18 protein-coding genes and 1 pseudogene are annotated in these 23152 nt (G+C 72.3%); 8 read left to right on the top strand and 11 right to left on the bottom strand.

What is annotated here, in order from left to right; all coding sequences use genetic code 11:
• Positions 1–8 precede the first annotated feature (8 nt).
• The 9 genes and pseudogenes from ACZ3I4_RS38315 to ACZ3I4_RS38275 form a co-directional block, all read right to left on the bottom strand.
• Positions 9–401, bottom strand: a complete 393-nt coding sequence (locus tag ACZ3I4_RS38315) for an SSI family serine proteinase inhibitor (RefSeq protein WP_465387008.1) — start codon at positions 399–401, stop codon at positions 9–11.
• 31 nt (positions 402–432) lie between these two features.
• Positions 433–3783: an error-prone DNA polymerase gene (locus ACZ3I4_RS38310; RefSeq protein WP_465387007.1), complete on the bottom strand. Its 3351-nt coding sequence runs from the start codon at positions 3781–3783 to the stop codon at positions 433–435.
• Positions 3784–3791: 8 nt separating this feature from the next.
• Positions 3792–5786 (bottom strand): DNA polymerase Y family protein, encoded by a 1995-nt coding sequence (locus tag ACZ3I4_RS38305; RefSeq protein WP_465387067.1) that lies wholly within the window; start codon positions 5784–5786, stop codon positions 3792–3794.
• Positions 5787–6216: 430 nt separating this feature from the next.
• A pseudogene (locus ACZ3I4_RS38300) lies at positions 6217–6993 on the bottom strand (hypothetical protein); the annotation flags it as partial.
• Positions 6994–7838: 845 nt separating this feature from the next.
• Positions 7839–8240, bottom strand: coding sequence for an SAV_6107 family HEPN domain-containing protein (locus ACZ3I4_RS38295; RefSeq protein WP_465387066.1), 402 nt, complete (start codon positions 8238–8240; stop codon positions 7839–7841).
• Positions 8241–9093: 853 nt separating this feature from the next.
• The gene (locus ACZ3I4_RS38290) at positions 9094–10083 is read right to left on the bottom strand and encodes an NAD(P)-dependent alcohol dehydrogenase (protein ID WP_465387006.1); all 990 of its coding nucleotides are present in this window, start codon (positions 10081–10083) and stop codon (positions 9094–9096) included.
• A gap of 75 nt (positions 10084–10158) precedes the next feature.
• Positions 10159–10827: a response regulator gene (locus tag ACZ3I4_RS38285; RefSeq protein ID WP_465387005.1), complete on the bottom strand. Its 669-nt coding sequence runs from the start codon at positions 10825–10827 to the stop codon at positions 10159–10161.
• Complete coding sequence (locus tag ACZ3I4_RS38280) at positions 10828–11934, bottom strand: sensor histidine kinase (protein ID WP_465387004.1); 1107 nt, start codon at positions 11932–11934, stop codon at positions 10828–10830.
• Positions 11935–11973: 39 nt separating this feature from the next.
• Complete coding sequence (locus tag ACZ3I4_RS38275) at positions 11974–12834, bottom strand: bifunctional helix-turn-helix transcriptional regulator/GNAT family N-acetyltransferase (protein WP_465387003.1); 861 nt, start codon at positions 12832–12834, stop codon at positions 11974–11976.
• 35 nt (positions 12835–12869) lie between these two features.
• Between ACZ3I4_RS38275 and ACZ3I4_RS38270 the strand changes: the two genes are divergently transcribed.
• The 8 genes from ACZ3I4_RS38270 to ACZ3I4_RS38235 all read left to right on the top strand — a co-directional run bounded on the left by ACZ3I4_RS38270 (position 12870) and on the right by ACZ3I4_RS38235 (position 20272).
• On the top strand, positions 12870–13664 hold the full coding sequence (locus ACZ3I4_RS38270; protein WP_465387002.1) for an SDR family NAD(P)-dependent oxidoreductase: 795 nt from the start codon (positions 12870–12872) through the stop codon (positions 13662–13664).
• 75 nt (positions 13665–13739) lie between these two features.
• Positions 13740–15020, top strand: a complete 1281-nt coding sequence (locus tag ACZ3I4_RS38265) for a ferredoxin reductase family protein (protein WP_465387001.1) — start codon at positions 13740–13742, stop codon at positions 15018–15020.
• 11 nt (positions 15021–15031) lie between these two features.
• Positions 15032–15520, top strand: a complete 489-nt coding sequence (locus tag ACZ3I4_RS38260; RefSeq protein ID WP_465387000.1) for a YbaK/EbsC family protein — start codon at positions 15032–15034, stop codon at positions 15518–15520.
• Entirely contained in the window at positions 15520–16188 is a 669-nt protein-coding gene (locus ACZ3I4_RS38255; protein WP_465386999.1) for a monooxygenase, read from the top strand. The genes ACZ3I4_RS38260 and ACZ3I4_RS38255 overlap by 1 nt, the downstream gene beginning before the upstream one ends.
• Entirely contained in the window at positions 16185–16763 is a 579-nt protein-coding gene (locus ACZ3I4_RS38250) for a GNAT family N-acetyltransferase (RefSeq protein WP_465386998.1), read from the top strand. The genes ACZ3I4_RS38255 and ACZ3I4_RS38250 overlap by 4 nt, the downstream gene beginning before the upstream one ends.
• Positions 16738–17649: a carotenoid biosynthesis protein gene (locus ACZ3I4_RS38245; protein WP_465386997.1), complete on the top strand. Its 912-nt coding sequence runs from the start codon at positions 16738–16740 to the stop codon at positions 17647–17649. The genes ACZ3I4_RS38250 and ACZ3I4_RS38245 overlap by 26 nt, the downstream gene beginning before the upstream one ends.
• Positions 17650–17679: 30 nt before the next feature.
• Positions 17680–18774: a glycosyltransferase family 2 protein gene (locus tag ACZ3I4_RS38240; protein WP_465386996.1), complete on the top strand. Its 1095-nt coding sequence runs from the start codon at positions 17680–17682 to the stop codon at positions 18772–18774.
• Between the two features lie 67 nt (positions 18775–18841).
• Positions 18842–20272, top strand: coding sequence for a phytoene desaturase family protein (locus tag ACZ3I4_RS38235; protein WP_465386995.1), 1431 nt, complete (start codon positions 18842–18844; stop codon positions 20270–20272).
• Positions 20273–20454: 182 nt separating this feature from the next.
• On the opposite strand, the gene ACZ3I4_RS38230 is transcribed toward ACZ3I4_RS38235, so the two are convergent.
• Positions 20455–22173 carry a substrate-binding domain-containing protein gene (locus ACZ3I4_RS38230; RefSeq protein ID WP_465386994.1) on the bottom strand — a complete coding sequence of 573 codons (1719 nt, stop codon included), beginning with the start codon at positions 22171–22173 and terminating at the stop codon, positions 20455–20457.
• Between the two features lie 173 nt (positions 22174–22346).
• Entirely contained in the window at positions 22347–23141 is a 795-nt protein-coding gene (locus ACZ3I4_RS38225) for a class I SAM-dependent methyltransferase (RefSeq protein ID WP_465386993.1), read from the bottom strand.
• Positions 23142–23152: the final 11 nt, after the last annotated feature.

The following is a 23152-nucleotide window of genomic DNA, read 5'->3' as shown; positions in this document are numbered from 1 at the left end:
ACGGCCGTTCAGAACCGGAACAGCACTCCCGTGGCGCGGCGCATCTCGCACGTGTTGCCGTAACGGTGCGTCCAGCTCACCGGGCGGCCCTGCCACATGCCGCTGAGCTGGGCCGTGACCGGCTTGTAGAGCAGGATGCAAGCGGTGTGGGCGGGCTTGATCCGGTCCGGGTCGGCGTCGGTGCCGGTCAGGGCCGCACACGCCTCGGCCGGCCGGGGGTGGCCGCCGCCGAGCGGGTCGCAGGTCAGCTTGACCGCCATCGCGAAACCGGCGTCGGCCACGTAGCTGAGCGTGAGCTCCTCTTTCGTGGGGCGCGGCGGATGCCCGTACGAGGGCCTGGGGTCGGGCAGTGGGCCGATGACGGCGGTGAGGGCGGCAGCGGCGAGAGCGACAGGAAGCATGCGCTAAAGGTACAAAATCGGGCAAGTCGAATCAGCGGAAGTCCCGGGAGCCCGGTGTGACCGGCGGAGTGACCGCCTCCAGCCGGTCGGCCACCAGGTTGAGCACGTTCTCGGCCGACTTCTCGAGGCGGCCGCGCACGATCAGCGCCGAACTGGTGCGCGCCACCCGCCGATACCGCTGCCACAGCCCCGGCGAGCAGGTCACGTTGAGCATCCCGGTCTCGTCCTCGAGGTTCACGAACGTCACCCCGCCCGCGGTCGCCGGCCGCTGCCGGTGCGTGACGATCCCGCCGACCCGGATGCGGGTGCCCGCCTCGACCCGGCCCAGCCGGTTGATCGGGATGGCGCCCACCTGGTCGAGTTCGGCCCGGATGAACTGGGCCGGGTGCGCGTCGGGGGACAGCCCGGTGGCCCACACGTCGGCGACCAGCTCGTCGACCGCGCTCATGCCGGGCAGCATCGGCGCGTCGGTGCCGGTCACCGTGCCGGGCAGGCGGTCGGGCCGGTCCTGCGCGGCGGCCCCGGCGGCCCACAGCGCCTCGCGCCGGGTGAGGCCGAAACCGGCGAACGCGTCGGCGGTGGCCAGCGCCTCCAGATGAGCGGTGGTGCATCCGGTCCGGCGGGCCAGATCGGTCATTCCCCCGTACGGGCCGTGGGCGCGCCGCTCCTGCTCGATGCGCCCGGCCAGATCCTCGCCGAGCGAACGGATGCTGCCCAGTCCCTGCCGGACGGCCGGGCCGCCCAGCCCCCAGGCGTGCGGCGGCTCGCCGGGCAGGGCGCCCCAGCGGGACCTCGGCGTCGACTCGAGGGTGGCCTTGGCGTCACTCAGGTTGATGTCGGGGCGCCGCACCTCGACCCCGTGCCGGCGGGCGTCGTCGACCAGCGACTGCGGCGAATAGAAGCCCATCGGCTGGGCGTTCAGCAGCGCCGCGCAGAAGGCGGCCGGGTGGTACCGCTTGAGCCACGCGCTGGCGTACACGAGGTAGGCGAAGCTCATCGAGTGGCTCTCCGGGAAGCCGTAGCTGGCGAACGCGGAGAGCTTGACGAACAGGTCGTCGGCGAGTTCGCCGGTGATCCCGTTGCCGGCCATCCCCGCGTACAGGCGGTTCTTGATCTTCTCCATCTTGTCGGCCGACCTCTTCGAGCCCATCGCCCGGCGCAACTGGTCGGCCTCGGCCGGGTCGAAGCCGGCCACGTCGATCGCCAGCTGCATGAGCTGCTCCTGGAAGAGCGGCACGCCGAGCGTCTTCTCGAGTGCGTTGCGCATCAGCGGATGCGGATAGGTGATCGGCTCCAGGCCGTTCTTGCGCCTGATGAACGGGTGGACCGAGCCGCCCTGGATCGGGCCGGGGCGGATCAGCGCCACCTCGACCACCAGGTCGTAGAACTCGCGCGGTTTGAGCCGGGGCAGGGTCGCCATCTGAGCGCGGCTCTCCACCTGGAAGACGCCCACCGAGTCGGCCCGGCAGAGCATCTCGTAGACCTCGGCGTCGGTCAGGTCCATGGTGGAGATGTCCAGATCAGATTCGATCATTTCGTACGCGTACCGCAGCGCGGAAAGCATGCCCAGTCCCAGCAGGTCGAACTTGACCAGCTCGACCGCCGCACAGTCGTCCTTGTCCCACTGCAGCACCGTGCGGCCCGGCATGCGCCCCCACTCCACCGGGCACACCTCGATGATCGGGCGGTCGCAGATCACCATGCCACCGGAGTGGATGCCCAGGTGGCGCGGGAAGTCCTGCACCTGGTTGGCGAACTCGACGACCTGGGCCGGGATGTCCTCGACGTCGACCGTGGCCACGTTTCCCCACCGGTCGATCTGCTTGCTCCACGCGTCCTGCTGGCCCGGCGAGAACCCGAACGCCTTGGCCATGTCGCGCACCGCCGACCGCGGCCGGTACGAGATGACGTTCGCGACCTGGGCCGTGTGCTCGCGGCCGTGCTTGCGGTAGACGTGCTGGATGACCTCCTCGCGCCGGTCCGACTCGATGTCGACGTCGATGTCGGGCGGGCCGTCGCGTTCCGGGGCCAGGAACCGTTCGAAGAGCAGGTTGTGCGCGACCGCGTCCACATTGGTGATGCGCAGCGCGTAACAGACCGCCGAGTTGGCCGCGCTGCCCCGGCCCTGCGCGTAGATGTTCTCGCGGCGGCAGAACTCGACGATGTCGTACACGACCAGGAAGTACCCGGGGAAGCCGAGCGCCTCGATCATCTGGAGTTCGTACTCGATCTGCTCGTACGCCCGGGGGTGCGCCTCGGGCGGGCCGTAGCGGTCGCGGGCGCCGCGCATGGTCAGTTCGCGCAGCCAGCTCATCTCGGTGTGCCCCGGCTCCGGGATCGGGAAGTCGGGCAGCCGCGGGGCGACCAGGTTGAGGTCGAACGCGAGGTCCTCGCCGAACATCGCCGCGTTGGCCACCGCGTTCGGATAGGCGGCGAACCGGCGGGCCATCTCGTCGCCGCTGCGCAGGTGGGCGGTGCCGGCCGCGGGCAGCCAGCCGTCGATCTCGTCGAGGCCGCGGCGCGACCGGACGGCGGCCAGGGCGGTGGCCAGCCGGCGCCGGGCCGGGGTGGCGTAGTGCACGTTGTTGGTGGCCACGACCTCGAGGCGGCGGCTCCGGGCCAGCTCGAAGAGGACATCGTTGCGATCATCGTCGTACGGGTCGCCATGCGAGGTGAGCTCGACGGCGACGTTCGGACGGCCGAACAGGGCGACCAGACGATCGAGCTCGTACGCGGCGGCCTCGACACCCCCGGTGGCCAGCGCGAGCGGGACGGGGCCCTTGCGGCAGCCGGTGAGGATCAGCACGTGATCGCGCAGGTTGGCCGCGATGTCCTCCAGATCCCCGTACTCGGGCTTGCCCTTCTCCCCGCCGGCCAGCTGGGCCCGGGACAGGGTGGTGGCCAGGCGGGCGTACCCCTCGTGACCGTGCGCGAGGGCGAGCAGGTGACGGCCCTCCGGGTCGGCCTCGCCGTTCTGCGGCTTGGTCAGGCCGAGGGACAGCTCGGCGCCGAAGATCGTGGGCAGGCCGAGCTCGCGGGCGGCCTGCGAGAAACGGACCACCCCGTAGAAGCCGTCGTGATCGGTGACGGCCAGCCCCTGCAGCCCCAGCCGGGCGGCTTCCTCGGCGAGTTCCTCGGGATGACTGGCGCCGTCGAGGAAGCTGAAATTCGTGTGGCAGTGGAGTTCCGCGTACGGGGTGGTGCTCTCCTGTTTGATGAAGGCCGGCGCCTCGTACGCCTGCCGCTTGCGCGACCAAGCGGGCGAGTCACCGCCGTCCCCGTCGACCGCCAGCGGGTCGACGACGTGACTCTCTTTGCTCCCCTTGCCGGTGAGCGTCCGCTCGAGTTCCGACCAGGACACTTTGGGGTTATGAAAGCCCACTGGAACTCCTAGTCATAGATCGCCTCCACGGCCCAGTGCCCCCCGGCCAGGCTGAGCAGAAACGCCCGCCCGTCCTCGAGAACCACCTGAAACCGCGCCCGCCGCCGCGAGTCCTCCGCGTCCCACCAGCGCTCGTCCACCGGCCAGGGCCCGGCCCACCCGACAATGGCCACGGCCGGCGCCCGCTCGATGATCAGAGCGGCCGGGCTCCCGCTCAGATCAAGCCGGGCACTGACCCCGACGGTCCGCCCCTCCGCATCGACCACCACGGCCGGCAGCGCCCGCAAAGGCACAATCGCCGGCGCCGGCTTCGGCAGCTTCCCCGGCCAGGGCGGCTCCTTGACCCCCCGCTTCTTCTTCACCCCGACCCGCTTACCCGACCCCTTCTCCCCGCCGCCACTCACCCCCGACGCTTCCCGCCACGCGCGCTCCGCCCCTTCCCGCCCGCTTTGCTCAGCCCCTCCCGACCACGCCTGCTCCACCCCTCCCCGCTCCTCACGCTCCGCCCCTGCCTGTTCTCCGCGTTCCCGCCCATCCTTCGAAGTGGACAAATCCGAAATAAGAGTTATCCGACCGCGGGCAATGTGTGATGTGGGTACCTCATCGCGAGTGGCCTCATCGGGGCCGGGCTCCACACGGCCGGGCTCAGCAACGACAGGCTCAACAAGGACCGGCCCATCAGTGGCGGGCTCATCGCGTACGGGAAAGGGTGGATCGGGAAACTGCAAGGTGAGCTGGGGCTGGATGTGGTGGGACAGGACCGGGACGGTTTTGATGCCGGGGACCGGGTCGGTGTGCGGGGCCGCCGGGCGGCGGGGATCGCGTTTGTCGCCCCAGGGGACCAGGCGGATCTGGTCGTCGGCGTTGCGGCCGCCGCCCAGCACGGGTGTGACCACCGACTCGGGGCCGAGCAGACCCTGCACCCGGCTGAAGGCGCGGTGCGCGCGTTCGCGGTCGGCGCCGGCGTCACCCCACAGGCCGGGCTGCAGTCCAAGGTGGACGAGCACGCCGTCGGGGATCAGCCGCAGCCGCACCAGTCCGGCGGTCGGACGGGCGGGGGCGCCGCGGCGGGCGCCGGTGAGCCAGCCGTCGAGCTGCCAGCGGACGCGTTCGGCGATGGCGGCCGAGGTCAGCGTGCCGTCGTGCCGCCAGACGCGGTGCAGTTCCTGGCCGTTCGCGGTGACCGCCTCGATGCCCAGCCGGGTGCAGGCCAGCCCGTACGCGGCCAGCTTGTCGTGCAACCGTTCGGCCAGCGCGCGCCCGGCGAACGCGGCCACGTCCACGCGTTCCAGCGGCTCGTCGTACGTCTCGGAGACCTCCAGATCGGGCGGCGGCCGGCGCACCGCGAGCGGCCGATGATCGAAACCGGCCGCGAGCCGGTGGGCCAGCGCCCCGTCGAAGCCGAACCGGGTCAGCACGTCCCCGGCCGGCAACGCCGCGAACTCGCCCAGCGTCTTGAGGCCGAGCCGCTTGAGCAGGTCGGTCAGTTCGGGCCGTTCGAGCGCCTCGATCGGCTGCCCCCGGAGGAAGGCGGCCGTCTCGCCGGGCGGGATGACCCGGCCGGCGCGGGCCGCGAGCCCGGCCGCGAACACTCCCTCGGCGATGCCGACCTGGCTTTCCACCTCGCAGGCCTGGGCGACCTGCTCGACTATCCGCTCGGCCGCGGCCTCCTCCCCGCCGAAGTAGCGCGACGGCCCACGGGCGGCGATCGCGCACGCCCCCGGCCGGATCACCTCGACGCCGGCCGCAGTTTCTTCGACGGCCGCGACGACGGGTTCGAACGCGCGCGCGTCCCGGCCCGGATCGTGCTCGACCGCCTCGACCTGCGGGCATCTGCTCTGCGCTTCCCGCCGCCGGAGCCCCCGCCGTACGCCTTCCTGCCGCGCCGTCTCGGAACAGGCGACCACGCGGTTGCCGTGCAGCACGATGACCGGTTTCGCGGCCGGCACCCCCAGCACGATCTCGGCCGCGATAACCGGCCAGTCCGGGCACCAGAGCAGCATGGTCCGGGCGCCGACGGTCCCCGCCGCGGCCCGGCTGCCCGCCTCCGGCTTTCCCACGTCACATCACCGCCGTCGTCCGGCGGTCGTCCGGCTTCCCCCGGAAGGCCACCACCCGCCCGTCGCCGTCATCGTCCACATGCGAGGCAGCCGCCTGCTCTTCCTCAGCGCCAAACCGCCCGCCGCCGGAAATCTGTTCCTCTTCCACGCCGAGCGGGCCGCCGCCGGACATCTGTTCCCCCTCCACGCCGAGCGGGCCGCCACCGGGCGCCTGCGGGTGCTCGCCCGGTGTTTCTCCTGGCCGAAGCTCTGGGCCGGCGGGGCCGGGGCCTCCCGCCGTCCGATCGCTCCCGGTGCTTTTGTCCCCCTCGGCCGAGGGAACCAGGCACAGCTGGCCGGCTTCCCGGCCTCGCCGCCCTTCTTGACGAGGGGCGGCGGCGGCCGGAAAAGCAGGAGGAGATGGCGGGGCGGGCGAGGGAACGGCGGTGAGGAAACGCTTGGCCGGCCGGTCCACCGTGGGCTCGGGCTGGGACGAGGCCGGCGGCGGAGGCAACGGGCGGATCGTGATTCCCGGCATCCACATGGTGACCTCTTTGGGGCGGGCCGCGGCGCCCCGCCCCCGGGCCAGGACCCGCACTTCGCGACGGCGCAGACGGCCGTGACCGGCGTCGAGTCCTTCCCAGCGGGCTTCGAGAACACTCAGCGTGACGTCGGCGCCGGCCCAGTCGCCGTACGGAACCAGCACGCTCCCCCGCTGCCGGGCCCGCGCCACCAGCCGGGAGGCGATCGAGGCCGGAACACCACCCGGAACGGCCAGCACGATGACGTCCACACCGTCGATCAGCGCGGCGACGACGGTGGGCCATTCGGGCCCCGGGTCGGGCACCAGCGCAAGCCGGTCGAGGGCGATGCCACTCTCGGCGGCGGCTATCGCACCCAGCGAGGGCACCCCGACAACAGCACACCACGATCCCGTACGGGATGCCTCGGCCACCAACGCCAGCAGCAGCGAAGTCCCGCCCGCAGCCGTGGCCGACCGCCCCGCGGCCACGGCCACCGTGCTGCCCCGGCGCAGTCCGTGCCCCGGCAGCAACGAACTCAACTCCGGCGCAACCGGCAAGGTCCGATCAACACCGGAAGTCTCGGTCTCACCCGCCGCCCGAACCAGCTCAGCAAGGGCGGCCGCACCGCTGATCATGCGTCCCGCCATGTGGTGCCTCACTCTTGTTACCCAGCTCTTCCCGCCCGCCCCGCCGCGAGCCGGCCTACCGAAACCCCCTCCCAAGCCACCCACCGCCGCTTCCCGGCCGGTCGTCGCCCTGCGAATCTCAGTCCCGCTGAAACCGCGAAGCACCAGCCCTTCTTCGTGCCGCTCCCCCTACCCGGCGCCGCATTGCGTGCCCTGCGCCGCATGCCATGCCGTACCGCCCATGCCGTACCGCCCCCGTGCCGCGCCGCCCCGTGCGTGCCACCCCCGCGCCGTGCCGTGCCACCCCCGCGCCGTGCCGCTCCCGCGCCGTGCCGCTCCCGTGCCGTGCCGCACGCCGTCGGGTCGTGCTGCGTGCTGTGCCACACGCCGCCGTGCCGTGCCACACGCCCAGCTCCTTGGCTTCGCGGCGACAGCGCGTGAACCGCGACCGCCCACACCGCAACGGCATCTCCGCGCTCCACGCCCTGATCGACGCGTGCGCGGCCGCCGCCGGCGCCGGCGAACCCGGGCACGGCTGATCGGCGGCCCCCGGAGAAGGAGGTCGCCGAGCAGTGGGGAAGAACCGCCCGGAGAATCCGGGACAAAACTCGTCGGCCAAACTTCGGACCGGCGGGACAAGGCCTGAGATCAGGCCCCCGGCCAACGCCGGCGGGTCAGACGACCGAGGCGAACCGGATCAGACAACCGCCCCGGGCAGGACCGATCCGGCACCATCCCGGGCAGAACTGATCAGCCGCCGCCACGCGCAGAACCGACCCGACCGCCACCCCGGGCAGAGCTGACCCGACCGCCACCGGCAGAACTGGTCCGGCCACCGCCACGGGTAAGGCTGCCGACGAGGCTGGTCATGCGGCCAGTGGGGGCTGGTAGGTCAGGCCCAGGGAGGACTCGACCACGGCGACGAACTGTTCGGCGGCTCGCAGTAGGTCGTCGGCCTCGCGGGGAGTTACCACGCGTGGGATGCCGGCCTCGGCTGCGGCGCGCTTGGAGGCTCCGAGGGCGAAATAGTTGGCCCACTCGCCGAAGTCGGGGGCCACCATCACCAGGAGCGACCACACGCTGGTGACCTTGCTGCGCCGGCTGGCCGGCGCGGGACGGGCCCGGGCGGCGAGCACAGCCGCCGCGGCTCGCAGGGCGGCCAGGTGAGCGGTGGCGTAACGGATGCCGTCGGGCTGGGTGCGCGCGGCCTCCGCAAGCCCGTCGCGGGCGATGGTCAGCAACTGCGCGGGCGTGCGCTGAGGCAGCATGTGCGCCGGGACGGTGGGGGCATCGGCCCGGGCCGCCGCCGTCGGCGCATGCGCCAGGCCGGGCACGGTCAGCCCGGAGACGTCCACACCGGACGAGGCCCGGCGAGCAGAGACAGCCGGCGAATCGGGCGCGGCCACCTGACGCGGCCGCGCCGGGGCGGAGGGCTCACGACGAAGGCGCGCCGGCCCCGAGGGCTCCTGGTGGGCGGCGTCGGCCGGCGGCGCTTCGGGGGCGGACTGGCGGGGCACGACCCAGCCGAAAGCCGCCTGGCGGGCCATCACCGAACCGGAAGGCTCCTGAGAGGCCGGGGCCGCCGGGTTCGCACGAGATGACGGCGTGCCGGCGAAGGCCGACGGATCGATGAGCGCCGGGTGGGCTTCCGGCCGGCCGCCATGGGCCAGGTCGGGAGCCGGCCAAAGGCTTGGCGCCGTGTGGCTCGCCATGTGTTTCTCCTCGCGTGTCTCGCATCCGACGTGCCGGGTCGAACCGGAGCGCTGCGGAGGAAGGAGCAGCAGCCCCGTGGTGGTGACCGGCCGGGTGTGAAGCTTCCCCACACCACACCCGGCCGGACTTGCCGGCGGGTCCGTCGCCCGCCACCCGGGGGTCGGGGGGAGCGGACGACGGTCCTGCCTTGTCTGGAGGCCCGGACCCGCGAATGCCCGGAACCTCATGCGCGGCACTTCGCGGGCGCCGCACTGTGGGAGCCGCGCCGCGAAACACGGCTCCCGTCAGTCCGGATATTCGAGGCTCAGGCGTTCGAGGTATTCGAACATCCGTTCTAACTACAGAGAAGACTAGCACTGACGTACGACAAAAATGCAAGACGGCGTGAGGGAGCCCAGCCGGAAGAGTTCACACTGTGATGACGACCTTGGCCCGTACGTGCTCCGCCTCCATGTAACGGACGGCCTCGGGCACCTCGGCCAGCGGATATGTGCGGTCGATGACCGATCTGACCCGCCCCGCCTCGACGAGCTCACGCAGCCCGGCCAGCAGGGCGCGGCTCGGCGGCACCGACAGCACGATCATCCGCAGCCGGCTGAACCGGGCCGCCAGCTGGGCGCCGACGATCAGCTTCAGGGGCCCGACCAGCGCGGGCCGCCCGCTGAAGGTGCCGCCGCCGGAGAGCACGAGCGTCCCGCCGGGGGCCAGCACCCGCCGCAGATCCCGCAGCGACCGATTGCCCACCAGATCGAACACCAGGTCATAGGGGGTGACGGCCGCCGGCAGCGAGGTGAAGTCCTGCGTTTTGTAGTCGATCACCTCGTCGGCGCCCAGGGAGCTGACCAGGCCGGCGTTCCGGGTGCTGCAGACCGCGGTCACGTGGGCGCCCAGGGCCTTGGCTATCTGGACCGCGTACGTGCCCACGCCGCCGGAGGCGCCGTTGATCAGAACCCGGGCGCCGGGACGCACCCGGCCCACCTCGCGCAGGCCCATCAGGGCCGTGCTGCCGGCCAGGGGCAGGGCCGCGGCCTCGGCGAAGCTGATGCCGGCCGGCTTGAACTCGATCGTCCCGGCCGGGGCGCACACGGTGGAAGCGAACGCCCCGTGCGCGTCGCCCAGGTCGCCGAAGACCTCGTCGCCGGGCTGGAAGCGGTCGACCCCGGCGCCGACCGCCTCGACCGTGCCGGCGAAGTCCGTGCCCCGGATCCGGGTGCGCGGCCGCCGGACTCCCATCATCATGAGCCGGGCCAGATAGGGGTCGCCGCGCATCATGTGCCAGTCCCGCGCGTTGATCGAGGCCGCCCGCACCCGTACGAGGACCATCCCCGGCTCGCAGACCGGCGGCTCGACGTCCGCGAGCTCCATGACGCCGTACTTCTCTTGCACAATCGCCTTCATGACGTCGATCGTGGGCGTCACCGGGGGCGGATTCATCCCGCTGAAGGCCATCGGTCACCCGGCCGGAAGCAGGAGTCAGGCCCGGCCCGAAGTACGGCCCGTCTCGTACGCCCACATGGCGATCTCGACCCGGTTTCGCACCACCAGCTTGGCCATCAGGCTCGTCACGTGCGTCTTGACCGTGCTCAGGCTGATGTGCAGCTCGGTGGCGATCTCGGCGTTCGTGCGGCCCCGCGCCACCGCCCCCAGCACCTCTTCCTCACGGCCGGTGAGGGCGTCGATCGGCTGGGCCGGCGGTCCGGCCGGGCCGGTGCCGGCGAACGCCTTGAGCAGCCGGGTCGTGATGTTGGGGGCGATCAGGGCGTCCCCGCGGGCGGCGGCGTGGACGGCCTGGCTCAGCAGATCGGTTCCCGCGTCCTTGAGCAGGAAGCCGCGAGCGCCCGCGCGCAGGGCCGAGTAGACGTATTCGTCGAGGTCGAACGTGGTGATGACGACGACCGCGAGGGGGTCGGTGACCGCGGGCCCGGCCAGGCGGCGGGTGGCCTCGATGCCGTCCATGCCGGGCATGCGGATGTCGAACAGGCACACGTCGGGCCGCAGCCGCTGGGCCAGTTCGACGGCCCGTCGCCCGTCGGGGGCCTCGCCCACCACCTGGATGTCGGGCTCGGCGTTGAGGATCATGGTGAGGCCGGTACGCACGATCTCCTGATCGTCGGCGACGACCACCCGGATGCTGTCGTCCATCTAGGCGGCCGCTCCCGTCCGGGGCAGCGCGGCGGTGACCGTCCAGCCGCGGCCGGGCGCGGGACCGGCCTCGCAGGTGCCGCCGAGCAGGCCCGCGCGTTCGCTCATGCCGGCCAGGCCGAATCCCGGGGATCCGCCCGCGTGCGTGCCCAGGCCGTCGTCGCTGACCCGCAGGCGCACGAAGCCGTCGTCGGCGGTCACCCGCACCTCGATGCGGGTGGCCTGCCGGGCGTGCCGCCGCGCGTTGGTCACCGATTCCTGCGCGAGGCGGTAGATGGCCGTGCCGACCGTGGCCGGTATTTCGCCCAGGTCGCCGGTCAGCTCGACCTCGACGACCGGGCCGGACGGCGGCCGCCCGGCCAGACGGGCCACCTCGGGCAGGCCGGGGCTGGGCTCGAGATCGGCGTCCTGGGCGTGACGCAGGGCGCGCACCATCGTGCGCATCTCGGCCAGGGCGCTGCGGGCCTCGGTCTCGATCAGGCGTAGCGCGTCGACCGCGGCCTCGGGCTGCCGCTGCGCCACGGCGATGCCGGCCTGGGCGCGGATCGCCATCGCCGAGACGTGGTGGGCCACGGTGTCGTGCAGGTCGCGGGCGAGCCGTTCGCGTTCGCGCAGTTTGGCCTCGCCGAGCCGGCGCTCGAGCAGCCGGGCGCGATAGCGAAACGTGGTGGCCAGGGCGAACGCGGCGATCATGGCGACGAAGCCGAGGAGCATGTCGGCCGCGGTGATCTCGCCGAGGGCAGCCGAAACCGCGATCTTGGCCAGGATGAGCGCGCCGCCGATCACCGATTCGCGTCCGGAACCCCAGCGGAACAACGCGTACGGCAGGAGAAGCAGATAGGCGAGCGAGCCGTTCTCCGGTTGTGGCAGCCAGACGAAGCACGTCACGAACGCGATCACGACCACCGGCAGGGGGTGGGTGCGCCGCCAGAGCACGGTCGGGGCCAGCAGCAGCCCCAGGACCAGGCCGGGATAGGCCCGCGTCAGGAGTCCTTCGAGGACGGTGGCCACGACGATGACACCCAGGAGCACCCAGTCGCGGCGGACGCGGACGGGCGCACCGGGGAACCGGGGTTCCCGCCACACCGAACGGAGAAGCTCGTGCACGCCCCGATCGTACGAAGGATGCGGCCGATCCGGACCGGCCTAAAGTACTAGCTTCTCGAAGGCGAGCTGGTTGTACTGCGAGGAGTCGTAGGGCGGGATCTCGCGGTAGCCGCCGCGGCGGTAGAGGGCGATCGCCTCGGTCAGCGCGGAATGGGTGCCCAGCCGGATGATCGTGATCCCGTGGGCGGCCGCGTCCCGTTCGAGCGCGTTCAGCAGGCGCGCGCCCAGGCCGTAGCCGCGGGCGGCGGGGCTGACCCAGAGGTGACGGATCTCGGCGAAGGCGCCCGACCGGATCCACAGCCCGCAGCCGACCGGCTCGTCGTCCTCGCGGGCCAGCAGGAACGTGCCGTCCCGGAGCGTCCCGGGCGTGGTCAGGGCGGCCCGGTCGTAGCCCTCGGGAAAGCGGAGAGCCAGTTCCGAGGCGTACGCGGAAAGGCAGCTCCGGGCTTCGGGGTCGTCGTCGGGCACCGCCTCGAAAGTGACCGCGGCCAGGCGCAGCAGCCGCCGGATCCGGTCCTGGGCCTCGACCAGCCGGTCGCGCTGTTCCGGGGTCAGCGGCTCGAGCAGCGCGGCCACGCTGTCCCGCGAGCGCGCCTCCAGATCGTCGCGCTCGCGCCGCCCGGCCGCGGTCAGGGTGGCGATGCGCCCGCGGCCGTCGGCGGGATCCGGCCCGACCTCGACGAGCCCCTGACCGGAGAGCGACCGCAGCAGCCGGCTCAGATAGCCCGAGTCGAGCCCGAGCCGGATGCGCAGCTCGCGCAGGCCGGCGCCGGCGCCGATCTCGAACAGCAGGCGCGCCTCGCCGAGCGGCCGCCCCTGACCCAGGTAATGATCGTGGAGGACGCCGAGGCGTTGCGTGTAGTACCGATTGAAGTCCCGCACCAACTCGATCTGATCCACAATCTCTGACCTTAGTCAGATAAATGGAGGACCGCATGCCCCGGACCGTGGTGATCACCGGCGCGAGCTCCGGAGTCGGCCTGGCCGCCGCCGAACAGCTCGCGGCGGCCGGAGACGACGTCGTGCTGGTCGGCCGGACGCCCGCACGCCTGGAGGCGGCCGCCCGCAAGGTCAGAAACGCCCAGGTCTACCGGGCCGACTTCGAAGACCTGGATCAGGTACGCGACCTGGCCGCCAAGCTGCGGGAGGCGTACCCGAAGATCGACGTCCTGGCCAACAACGCGGGCGGCATGGTCGGGTCCTACCGCCGTACGAAGGACGGCTTCGAGGCCACGATCCAGGGCAACCACCTGGCCCCGTTCCTGCTCACGCACCTGCTGCGTGACCGGCTGACCGGCGGCGTGGTGATCGGCACGGCCTCGCGGGCGCACATGCGCGGCTTTCCCGACCCGGACAACCTCGCGGGCGACCCGGCCCGCTGGAGCTCGTTCCCGCAGTACGGCGCGGCCAAGGCGGCCAACATCCTGTTCGCGGCCGAGGCCGCCCGGCGGTGGCCCGAGATCACCAGCGTCTCGTTCCACCCCGGGGTCGTGCGCACCAACTTCGGGGCGGGCCAGGTCACCCGGTTCTTCTACAAGTACGCGCCGTTCCTGGTCACGCCGGAGAAGGCCGGGGCGCTGCTGGTCTGGCTGGCGAACAACGACCATCTGGTCAACGGCGCCTACTACGTCGGGCACGAGGTCCGGACGCCGGCCCGGCACGCGAACGACCCGGCCCTGGCCGCGCGGCTCTGGGAGGCCAGCGCCGCGGCCACCGGCGTACGGGAATAACGGAAAACCGGGAAACCGAGGGGTTGTTCACCTGCCCCTGCCGCCGGGGCCTGCGGAAACGTACGGTCTCGGCTCGTGCGGAAGTCCGCGGTGCTCTCCCTGCTCATCGTCACGGCAATGTGGACGATGGGCCGGGACGACGCGCCGTCCGGACCGGCCGCTTGGGGACGACTGGCCGCCCTGTGGTCGGCTGACCTGCTGCTTCTCCAAGTCGTGCTGATGGCCCGCATCCCGTGGATCGAGCGGGCGTACGGGCAGGACACGCTGGCCCGATGGCACCGGTGGACCGGCTTCGCCTCGTTCCAGTTGCTGCTCGCCCACGTCGTTCTGGCCGTCATCGCGTACGGGGAAAGAAAGCCCTGGCCGCGGCTGACGACCGAACCCGGAATGCTCTACGCCCTCGCCGCGCTGGTCGCGCTGATTCTGGTCGTCGTCACGTCGGCGCGTGTCGTACGCAGGCGCATGCGCTACGAGTCGTGGCATCTTCTGCACCTGTACGCCTACCTGGGCGTCGGGCTGGCCCTGCCGCACATGCTGTGGCTCGGCAGCGACTTCCGGTCGCCGCTCGCCCGCGCGTACTGGTGGAGCCTCTACGTGCTGGCCGCGGGTTCGGTGCTGGTGTTCCGGCTCGGGCTGCCGGTGTGGCGCACGCTGCGGCACCGGCTCACCGTCGATCACGTCGACCCCGAGGCGCCCGGCCTGGTGTCGGTCTATCTGAGCGGGCGGCGTCTCGACCGGCTTCCCGTACGGGCCGGTCAGTTCTTCGTCTGGCGTTTCCTGGACGGCCCGGGGGCGCTGCGCGGCAACCCGTTCTCGCTGTCCGGCCCGCCGCGCAGCGACGCCCTGCGGATCACGGTCAAGGTGGTCGGCGACGGCAGCTCGCGGGTGGCGGCGCTGCGGCCGGGCACGCGGGTGCTGATCGAGGGCCCGTACGGGCGGATGACCGCGGCCACCTACGCCGGCGGCCCGGTGACCATGCTGGCCTGCGGGGTCGGGGTGACGCCGCTGCTGGCGTTGCTCTGGGACCTCCCGTACGCCCGAGGGACGGCCACCCTCGTCTATCGCACCCGGCATCCGCACGAGGTGGCCTTCCTGGGCGAGCTCGAATGGCTGGCCGAGCATCGCGGGGTGCGGCTGGTGCCGCTGGTCGGGCCGCGCGCCGAGGCCGGGTCGTGGCTGCCCGCCGAGTACGCGGACTACGACGACGCCGGGGCGCTGCGGTCGCTGGCCCCCGACATCGCCGGCCACGACGTGTACGTCTGCGGGCCGGACGCCTGGGCCGCGTCGGTGTTCCGGGCCGCCCGCGCGGCCGGCGTACCCCCGGCCCGCCTGCACCGGGAACGTTTCGGGTGGTGAGAATGGGTGACATGAGGGAACACCCCAATGTCATCGCCGTCCAGGACGCCCTGGACGCCGCGGGCGCGCACACCGCCGACGACGCGCCGTCCCAGGTGATCATCCTGGACGCGGCCGCGCACACCGCGGCGGCCGCGGCCGAAGCCCTGTGCATCGAGGCCGGCCAGATCGCCAACTCGCTGATCTTCGACGCCGACGGGGAGCCGCTGCTCGTGCTCACCTCGGGCGCCCACCGGGTCGACACGGCCAAGGTCGCGGCCTCGCTGGGCCTGGCGAAGCTCAAGCGGGCCACGCCCGAGTTCGTCCGCGAGCACACCGGGCAGGCGATCGGCGGGGTGGCGCCGCTGGGGCACCCCAAGCCCGTACGGACCCTGGTCGACACGGCTCTGGAGCAGTACCGCGACGTCTGGGCGGCGGGCGGCGTGCCGCAGGCGGTCTTTCCGATCACGCACGCCGAACTGGTCCGCGTCACCGACGGCACCCCGGCCGACGTCGCCTGATGCCGGTCACCCTGCACGTCTGGCGGGTGCCGCGGCGGCTGGTCGGAGCGGCGATGTTCCGGATCGCTTTCCCGGGCGTACGGAATGTGCCGTTTGCGAAGTTCGTGGGGACATCCCGAGGGTTCCTGCCGCGCGACGCGGATCTGACCCGGTACGCGGCGGTGATCGTGAGCCCGGAGCCGGTCGCCGTGCCCAAATGGGACAAACTGGCGGTCGCGTCGGCCCGGGTGGAACTCGAGCCGCTGCTCAGCCGGGGGTCCTGGTCGGGCCAGGAGCCGTTCACGGTCCGGCCAACGGAGCCGGCCCCCGACGGCATGGTGCTGGCGCTGACCCGGGCCCGGCTGCGGCCCACGAAGATGCGGACGTTCTATCGCGCCGTGCCGGCCGTTCTCCCCGAAGTCGATCAGGCGCCCGGCCTGCTGGCCCGCTTCGGCATCGGCGAGGCGCCGATCGGCTTCCAGGGCACCATCAGCCTGTGGCGCAATGCGGCGGACCTGGCCCGATTCGCGTACCGTCAGCCGGAGCATCGGGCGGTGATCGCGCGGACACCGGCCGATCGGTGGTATGCCGAGGAGCTTTTCGCCCGATTCGCGGTGCGGGAGATCAGCGGCGACCGGGCGGTGCTCGGGTGGGTGGCTGGGGACCAGAGGGGCGTGACTCGACGATGAGGCTCGTGGCGTGGCAGCCGGACGATCTGCTGCGGCGGCTGGACGACGTGGTGAGCGTCTACGGCGAGGCCATGGGCTATCGCCAGGAGCTGTTGCAGACCCGCCGCGGTTACATCGGCGCCCACGTGCGCCGGCCCGGCTTCCGGGCGGTCGCCACCCTGACCACCGACGGGCGGCTCGCCGGTTTCGGCTACGGCTACACCTCCGGCACCGGCCAGTGGTGGCACGACCAGGTGCGTTCGAGCCTGCCCGACACCGAGCGGCTGCGCTGGCTGTCGCACTGCTTCGAGGTCGTCGAGTTGCACGTACGCCCGGCCGCGCAGGGCCACGGCGTCGGCGCCCGGCAGCTGCGCGCACTGCTGGCGATGGCCGACGGCGAGACCGTGCTGCTCTCCACCCCCGAGGCCGACGAGCAGAAGTCCCGGGCCTGGCGTCTCTACCGCCGGTTCGGCTTCACCGACGTGCTGCGCCAGTTCATGTTCCCCGGCGACGAGCGCGCATTCGCGATCCTCGGCCGCGACCTGCCGCTCGTGGAGCGCCCGGCCGAGGATGCCCCCGGCATTGTCGGTCTCTAGAGCCACGCCCTGGGCCCTGCTCGGGGCACTGATCCTCGCCCAGATCTGCTACCCGCTGACCTCCGGCGACACCCGGGCCGCGTTCACCGTCGCCACCGTCGTGCTCGGCTACCTGCTCTCGGTCTCGCACGCGTGGCTCACCCGCGGCCCCCGAGCCGCGCTCGCCCTGGTCGGCACGGCCACCGCCGGCGGTTTCGCGGTCGAGGCGCTGGGCGTGGCCACGAGCTTTCCGTTCGGCACGTACGACTACTCGGGCCAGCTCGGCCCCAAGGTGCTCGGCGTCCCGCTGATCATCCCGCTCGCCTGGACGTGGATGGCCTGGCCGGCCTGGGTGGCCGCGCAACGGCTGCCGGTCGCCCGCTGGGCGCGCGTCGTCGTGGCCGGCTGCGGGCTGGCCGCCTGGGATCTCTTCCTGGACCCGCAGATGGTGGCGGAGGGGTATTGGCGGTGGGAGTCCCCTACCCCCGCGCTGCCCGGAGTGCCCGGCATTCCGATCAGCAACTATCTGGGCTGGTTGGGCTTCGCCCTGATCCTGATGACGATCCTCGATCATCTGATCCGCCGAATCGCTGCTTCCAAGATCGCCGTCCGGCCATCCCTAACCCCCACCCGCCCTGGGGAGAAGGAAGCAGACTCTATCTCTTGTCAAGCGGGAAGCACGGAGTTATCCACAGGCAGCGACGTGCCCATCATCGCGCTCTGGATCTGGACGTACGCTTCCTCCGTGCTCGCCCACGCCGTCTTCCTCGACCTGCCCGCCTCGGCGGCCTGGGGTGGCGTGCTGATGGGCGCGGCCGTGCTCCCGCTCCTGCTTCAGCTGCGGCGAGGGCCGCTCCTGGCCCTCCTTCGACGACGGCCGCTGCCCCAGCCGCGGCGACGGCTATGAAGCGGCGACGGCTATGAAGCGGCGACAACCATGAAGTGGCTGGCGCTGCTGCCCTGGGTGGCCCTGACCGCGCACACCGTCGCCAACGCCTTCCTGCTGCGCCGCCTGCCCCGCGAGCCGGCCGTCAGCGAACGGGTCGCGGTGCTTCTGCCGGTGCGCGACGAGGCCGATCGGGTCGGGCCCTGCCTGGAGTCGTTGCTCGCGCAGCGGGGCGTACCGGAGCTCACGATCTATGTGCTCGATGACGGATCGACGGATGGCACCGCCGAGGTCGTCCGGGCTCTCGCCGGGGACAAGGTCGTGCTCCTCACCGGGGAACCGCTGCCGCCGGGCTGGCTGGGCAAGCCGCACGCCTGCGACCAGCTCGCCCGGGCCGCTTCCGGGGCCACCGTGCTGTCCTATGTCGACGCCGACGTCGTGCTGCACCCGGAGGCGATCGCCTCGGCCGTCACCGAGATGCGGCGCCTCGACGCGGGCCTGCTCTCGCCCTATCCGAAGATCACCGGCGCCGGACGCCTCGTGCAGCCTCTCCTGCAGTGGTCGTGGCTGACCTTCCTTCCCCTGCGCGCGATGGAACGCTCGCCCCGCCCGTCGCTGGCCGCGGCCGGTGGCCAGTGGCTGGTGATCGACGCGGCGGCGTACCGGAAGGCGGGGGGCCACGCGGCCGTGCGCGCCGAGATCCTCGAGGACATCGCCCTGGCCCGCGCGATCAAACGCACCGGCGGGCGGATAGCGCTGGCCGACGGCTCCCCCATGGCCACCTGCCGCATGTACGACTCGTGGCGCGAGCTCACCGCCGGTTACACCAAGTCGCTCTGGGCGTCCTTCGGCTCGTCGTCCGGCGCGGGCGCCGTCGTGGTCCTTCTGCTTTTCCTGTACGCCGTCCCACCGCTGACAGCCGCAGCGTTCGCCGCGGCCGGGGAGTTCGAGTGGGCCGGTGTCGCCCTTGTCGCGTACGGGCTCGGTGTCCTGGGCCGGGTGGTGGCCGCGACCGCGACGGGTGGGCGCGCGTGGCCGGACGCCCTGGCCCACCCGATCTCGGTCGCGCTGTTCGCGTGGCTGGTCACCCGTTCGTTCCGGCTGCGCCGCCGCGGAGCCCTGACCTGGCGCGGGAGGCCGGTATGACCAGGCAGTCACCGGGCAGGGCCCGACCGGCGACCAGCACCCGACCAGCAGTCGGCGGGTGGCCGGCATGAGCAGGATCGTGGTGATCGGGGCCGGGGTCGGCGGGCTGACGGCGGCCGTGCGGCTGGCCCGTGCGGGGCACTCGGTGACGGTGTTCGAGCGATCCGGCCAGCTGGGCGGGAAGCTCGGGGTCTACGAGCGGGACGGCTTCCGGTTCGACACCGGGCCCAGCCTGCTGACGTTGCCGCAGGTGTTCACGGAGGCCGCGCTCGAGCTGGTGCCGCTCGATCCGGTGGTGCGGCATGTCTTTCCGGACGGCACGGTGCTCGACTCGTCGCCGGTGCACGCCGAGTTTCTCGAACGCATCGGGGACGCGCTGGGGCTGGAGGCGGCCCAGGACTGGGATCGGTTCTGGCGTCGGGCCCGGCGCATCTGGGACGCGTCGTGGCGGTCGGTGCTGCGGGAACCGGTCACACCGGCATCGCTGGCGGCATTGTCGTGGCGGGTCGGCGATCTGGCCGCGATCGCCCCGGGCCGCACGTTGCGTTCGCTGGGACGGCACTATCTTCGCGACCCCCGGCTGCGGATGATGCTCGACCGGTATGCGACCTACACCGGCGCCGACCCGCGGCGGGCGCCGGCCGCGCTGGCCGCGGTGCCGTACGCCGAGCTGGCCTTCGGGGGCTGGTATGTGCCGGGTGGACTGGGCACGCTGGCGACCGTGCTGGCCCGGGGCTGCGCCGAGACCGGGGTCCGGATCGTGCTCGACGCCCCGGTCGAGCGGATCGAGACTTCGCAGGGGCGGGTCACCGGCGTACGGCTGGGGGACGGTTCTCTCGTGCCGGCCGACGAGGTGGTGTCGAATGTGGACGCGCTCACGGTCTATCGCGACCTGCTGCCCGAGCCGCGGCGGCTGACCGGGCTCACCGACCGCAGCCTGGCCGGGTTCGTGCTGCTGCTCGGCGTGCGCGGTGAGACCCCGGCGCTGGCCCACCACACGGTGTTCTTTCCGTCCTACTACGACGCGGAGTTCGACGCGATCTTCGGCTCGGCCTCGCGGCGGGCGCGACCGGCCGCCGACCCGACCGTGTTCGTCACCCGGGCCGTCGACCCGGCGGTGCGGCCGGACGGTTGTGAGGCATGGTTCGTGCTGGTCAACGCGCCGCGGCACGGCAACGGGTGGCGGGCCGTGGACTGGCGGCGGGAGGGGCTGGCCGAGGCGTACGGGGATCTGGTTCTCGACGTGCTGGCCCGGCGCGGTCTCGACGTGCGCGATCGGCTGGTCCTGCGGGAGACGCGCACGCCCGCCGACCTGGCCGCGGCCACGGGGGCGCCCGGCGGCGCCATCTACGGCACGGCCGGCGGGCTGATGCGGCCGGTCAACCACGGTCCGGTCGCGGGACTGCACCTGGTCGGCGGCTCGGTGCACCCCGGCGGCGGCCTGCCGATGGTCACGCTGTCGGCCCAGATGGTCGCCGACCGGATCGGCCCCGCCTGAGCCGACGGGCTGGGCACAGCCGGCCGCGGGCCGGCACAGCCAGCCGCGGGCCGGGCACAGCCGGGCCGGGCCGGGCACAGCCGGGCCGGGCACAGCCGGGCCGGGCACAGCCGGGCCGGGCCGGGCACAGCCGGGCCGGGCCGGGCACAGCCGGGCCGGGCACAGCCGGGCCGGGCCCGGGGTCAGCGGGGGGCGTGGGCGGCGAGGAAGGCCTTGGCGATGGCCGAGGACAGGTCGGCCGGGTTGGTGGCTGGGAAGGCCTTGCCGCCGGTGGTGGCCGACATGTCGTTGAGCGCCTTCATGTCGGCGTCGGGACCGTAGCCGACGGCGATGATCGGGACCGGGCGGCTCGGGTCCTGTTCGCCGGCCAGCTTGGTCATGAACTGGGCCTGCGTCATCTTGAACGTGGACTCGCCGTCCTTGCCGTCGGTCAGCACCACGACCAGCGTCACCGTGCCGGGCGCGACCTTGTCCCGCATCTCGGCGACGCCGTCGAGCACGCTTTGATAGAGCGGGGTGCCCGAGTTGTCGGCCGCACGATATTTGTCCATGGCCTTGACCAGGGCGTCCCGGCGTGTGCCGCCGTCGAGCTCCTCGGTGATCGGCCCGAACGGCACGATCTCCTGGTGGGCGGGGCTGGTCGGGCTGGGCTGGCCGAAATACCACATGCCGACCGTGGTGTCCTCGGCGAACAGCTCGGCGGCGAACCGGCCGGACTCGCGGAGCAGCGCGGCGCGGGTGATCGTACGGCCGCCGGGCGCCTTGATCTTCTGGTTCATCGAGCCGGACGCGTCGATCAACAGCAGCACCTGGGTGGCGAGCGACTTGTATTCGCTCCACATCGCGGCCGGGGCGAGCAGGTTGCCGGGCTGGGGCGGCAGGGGCAGCGCGTTGGGCGTGGGGCCCGGACGGAACCCGGCCTGGGTGAGCGACGACGGGGTGATCGCGGCTCGCAGCTTCGCGGTCAGCTCGGTGTCCTGATTGTTCTTGGCCACCGCGAACGGGTAGTCGGCCTGGACCAGGCCGTCGGCCGGGTAGGCGCCCTCGAGCTGCACGGTGTGCTTGCCCCGCTGGTAGACCTTGAGCTGCTGCTCGACGATCGGGAAGACGCCGACGTCGTAGACCACGCTGTTGGTGTTCCACTGCTCGGCCACCTTGGCCAGCAGTGTGGACGGGTCGGCCGAGGCGTCCCGCAGCCGGCTGCGCAGGGTCAGCGCGCGCAGCTGGGCGATGCCGCTGTCGGGCGTGGTGCGGGACATGGCCGCGTTGACGCCGTAGACCGAGAGCAGGCCGACCGTGCTGGCCTGGGCGTCCGGCATGGTCACCGAGACGACCTTGCCGGTGGCGACGGCCGCGGTGAGCTGGGCCCACGAGGTGCGGCCACCCTGGCCGAGCCGGTCGGCGACGGAAGCGGGGGCGGCCAGCATGATCGGCGAGTACGCCATCGGGTTGCCCTGGGCGGTGAACGCGGCGCCGCCGGCGTTGGCGATGCCGAGCCAGGCGCTGCTGGACGGGATCCAGATGTCGGGCTTGGCCGCGGTGGCGACGGTGTAGCCGGGTTCCTCGGCGACGACCTCGATCGGGTCGCACGGGTTGGCCGGGTCGTCGTCGAGCGTCTTGGCTCCGGCCCGCACGGCCGGGGCGATCTCGGGCGCGGCCACCACGCGCAGTTTGACGCCCGGACAGGCGGGCGCGGTCGACGGCTTGAGCGGGAGCGAGGTGTTCGTGGTCGGGGACGGATCCCGCGTGTACATCCACCAGGTGGTGCCGCCCGCGACGGCGACCAGCAGCAGGACGATTGCGGCGGCCAGCAGCACCCGCCCGGGGCCGCCACCGGGGGGACCGTGGTGGGTCACAGGCTCGTCCATCGGCGACTGATTGCGTCCCGTCAGATCCGACATCGCACCCACCTCTCCCTCGACTCCGACGCGCCCGGCGACCCGTCCGGCCTCTCCGGCGTGGATCGCAACATCGAGCGGTCTCGCTTCAACGTGAGCGAATAGTAATCACATCTCGCCCGCCGACAACCGTCCGCCCCCTATTGGCACATTGCCGACAGACACACCGGCGCCCATCACCTACCCTGCGGCCGGGCGATCGCGACCACGATCATTTCCCCATCTTCACCTGTGCCAACAGGCTCCCGGGCCCACCCGCCGTAGACCCGGTCGACGTCGAATCCGGCGGCCTCGACAGTTGTCCTGATCTCATTTTCGGAACGGAAACGCAACGTGGCCGTGCTCGTCAACTCGTCACCCTCCGTAAACAGGTAGTGCAGAGTGAAGCCGACCACCCCGTTATCCAGGGAATTTACCTCCGTCCATGTCTCGACCTGATCGCCGTCGGGCATGACGACGGTCCGACGTGAGTCGACGGGGTTCCACCGCTCCCAGCGACGATCGTCCGGATCGCGGCTGTCGAAGATCAACCGGCCGCCGTCGACCAGGGACCGGCGCAGCGCCCGCAAGGTCGACAACCACTGCTCGTCACTGACGAGGAACTGCGCGACGTGACTTGTGAGTAACACCGCATCGAACGCCCGGGCCGGCAGCACTTCGGCCGAGCCCTCGATCCACTGCACCTGGCCGGCGCCGGGCTTGCGGCGGGCGGCGTCGAGCGACGCGCGTGCCGGGTCGACCCCGGTGACCTCGTGACCGGCCTTCGCCATGGCGATCGCGAGGCGACCGGTGCCGCAGCCGAAGTCCAGCACGCGGGGCGCGTGGTGCTCGGCCAGCAACGCCATGAACAGGTCGTCGTCGAAGCCCCACACGAATTCCGCGTCGTAGACCTCGACGAGGCGCGGATCCTCGAACTCACCATGGTGCACAGCGATGATGCTAAGTCCGATTTCCGGTACGCAGCTGCACACGGCTTCTCAGT

It is taken from the genome of Actinoplanes sp. NPDC021490 (assembly GCF_055562135.1).
This window is presented reverse-complemented; position numbering and strand designations above follow the sequence as displayed.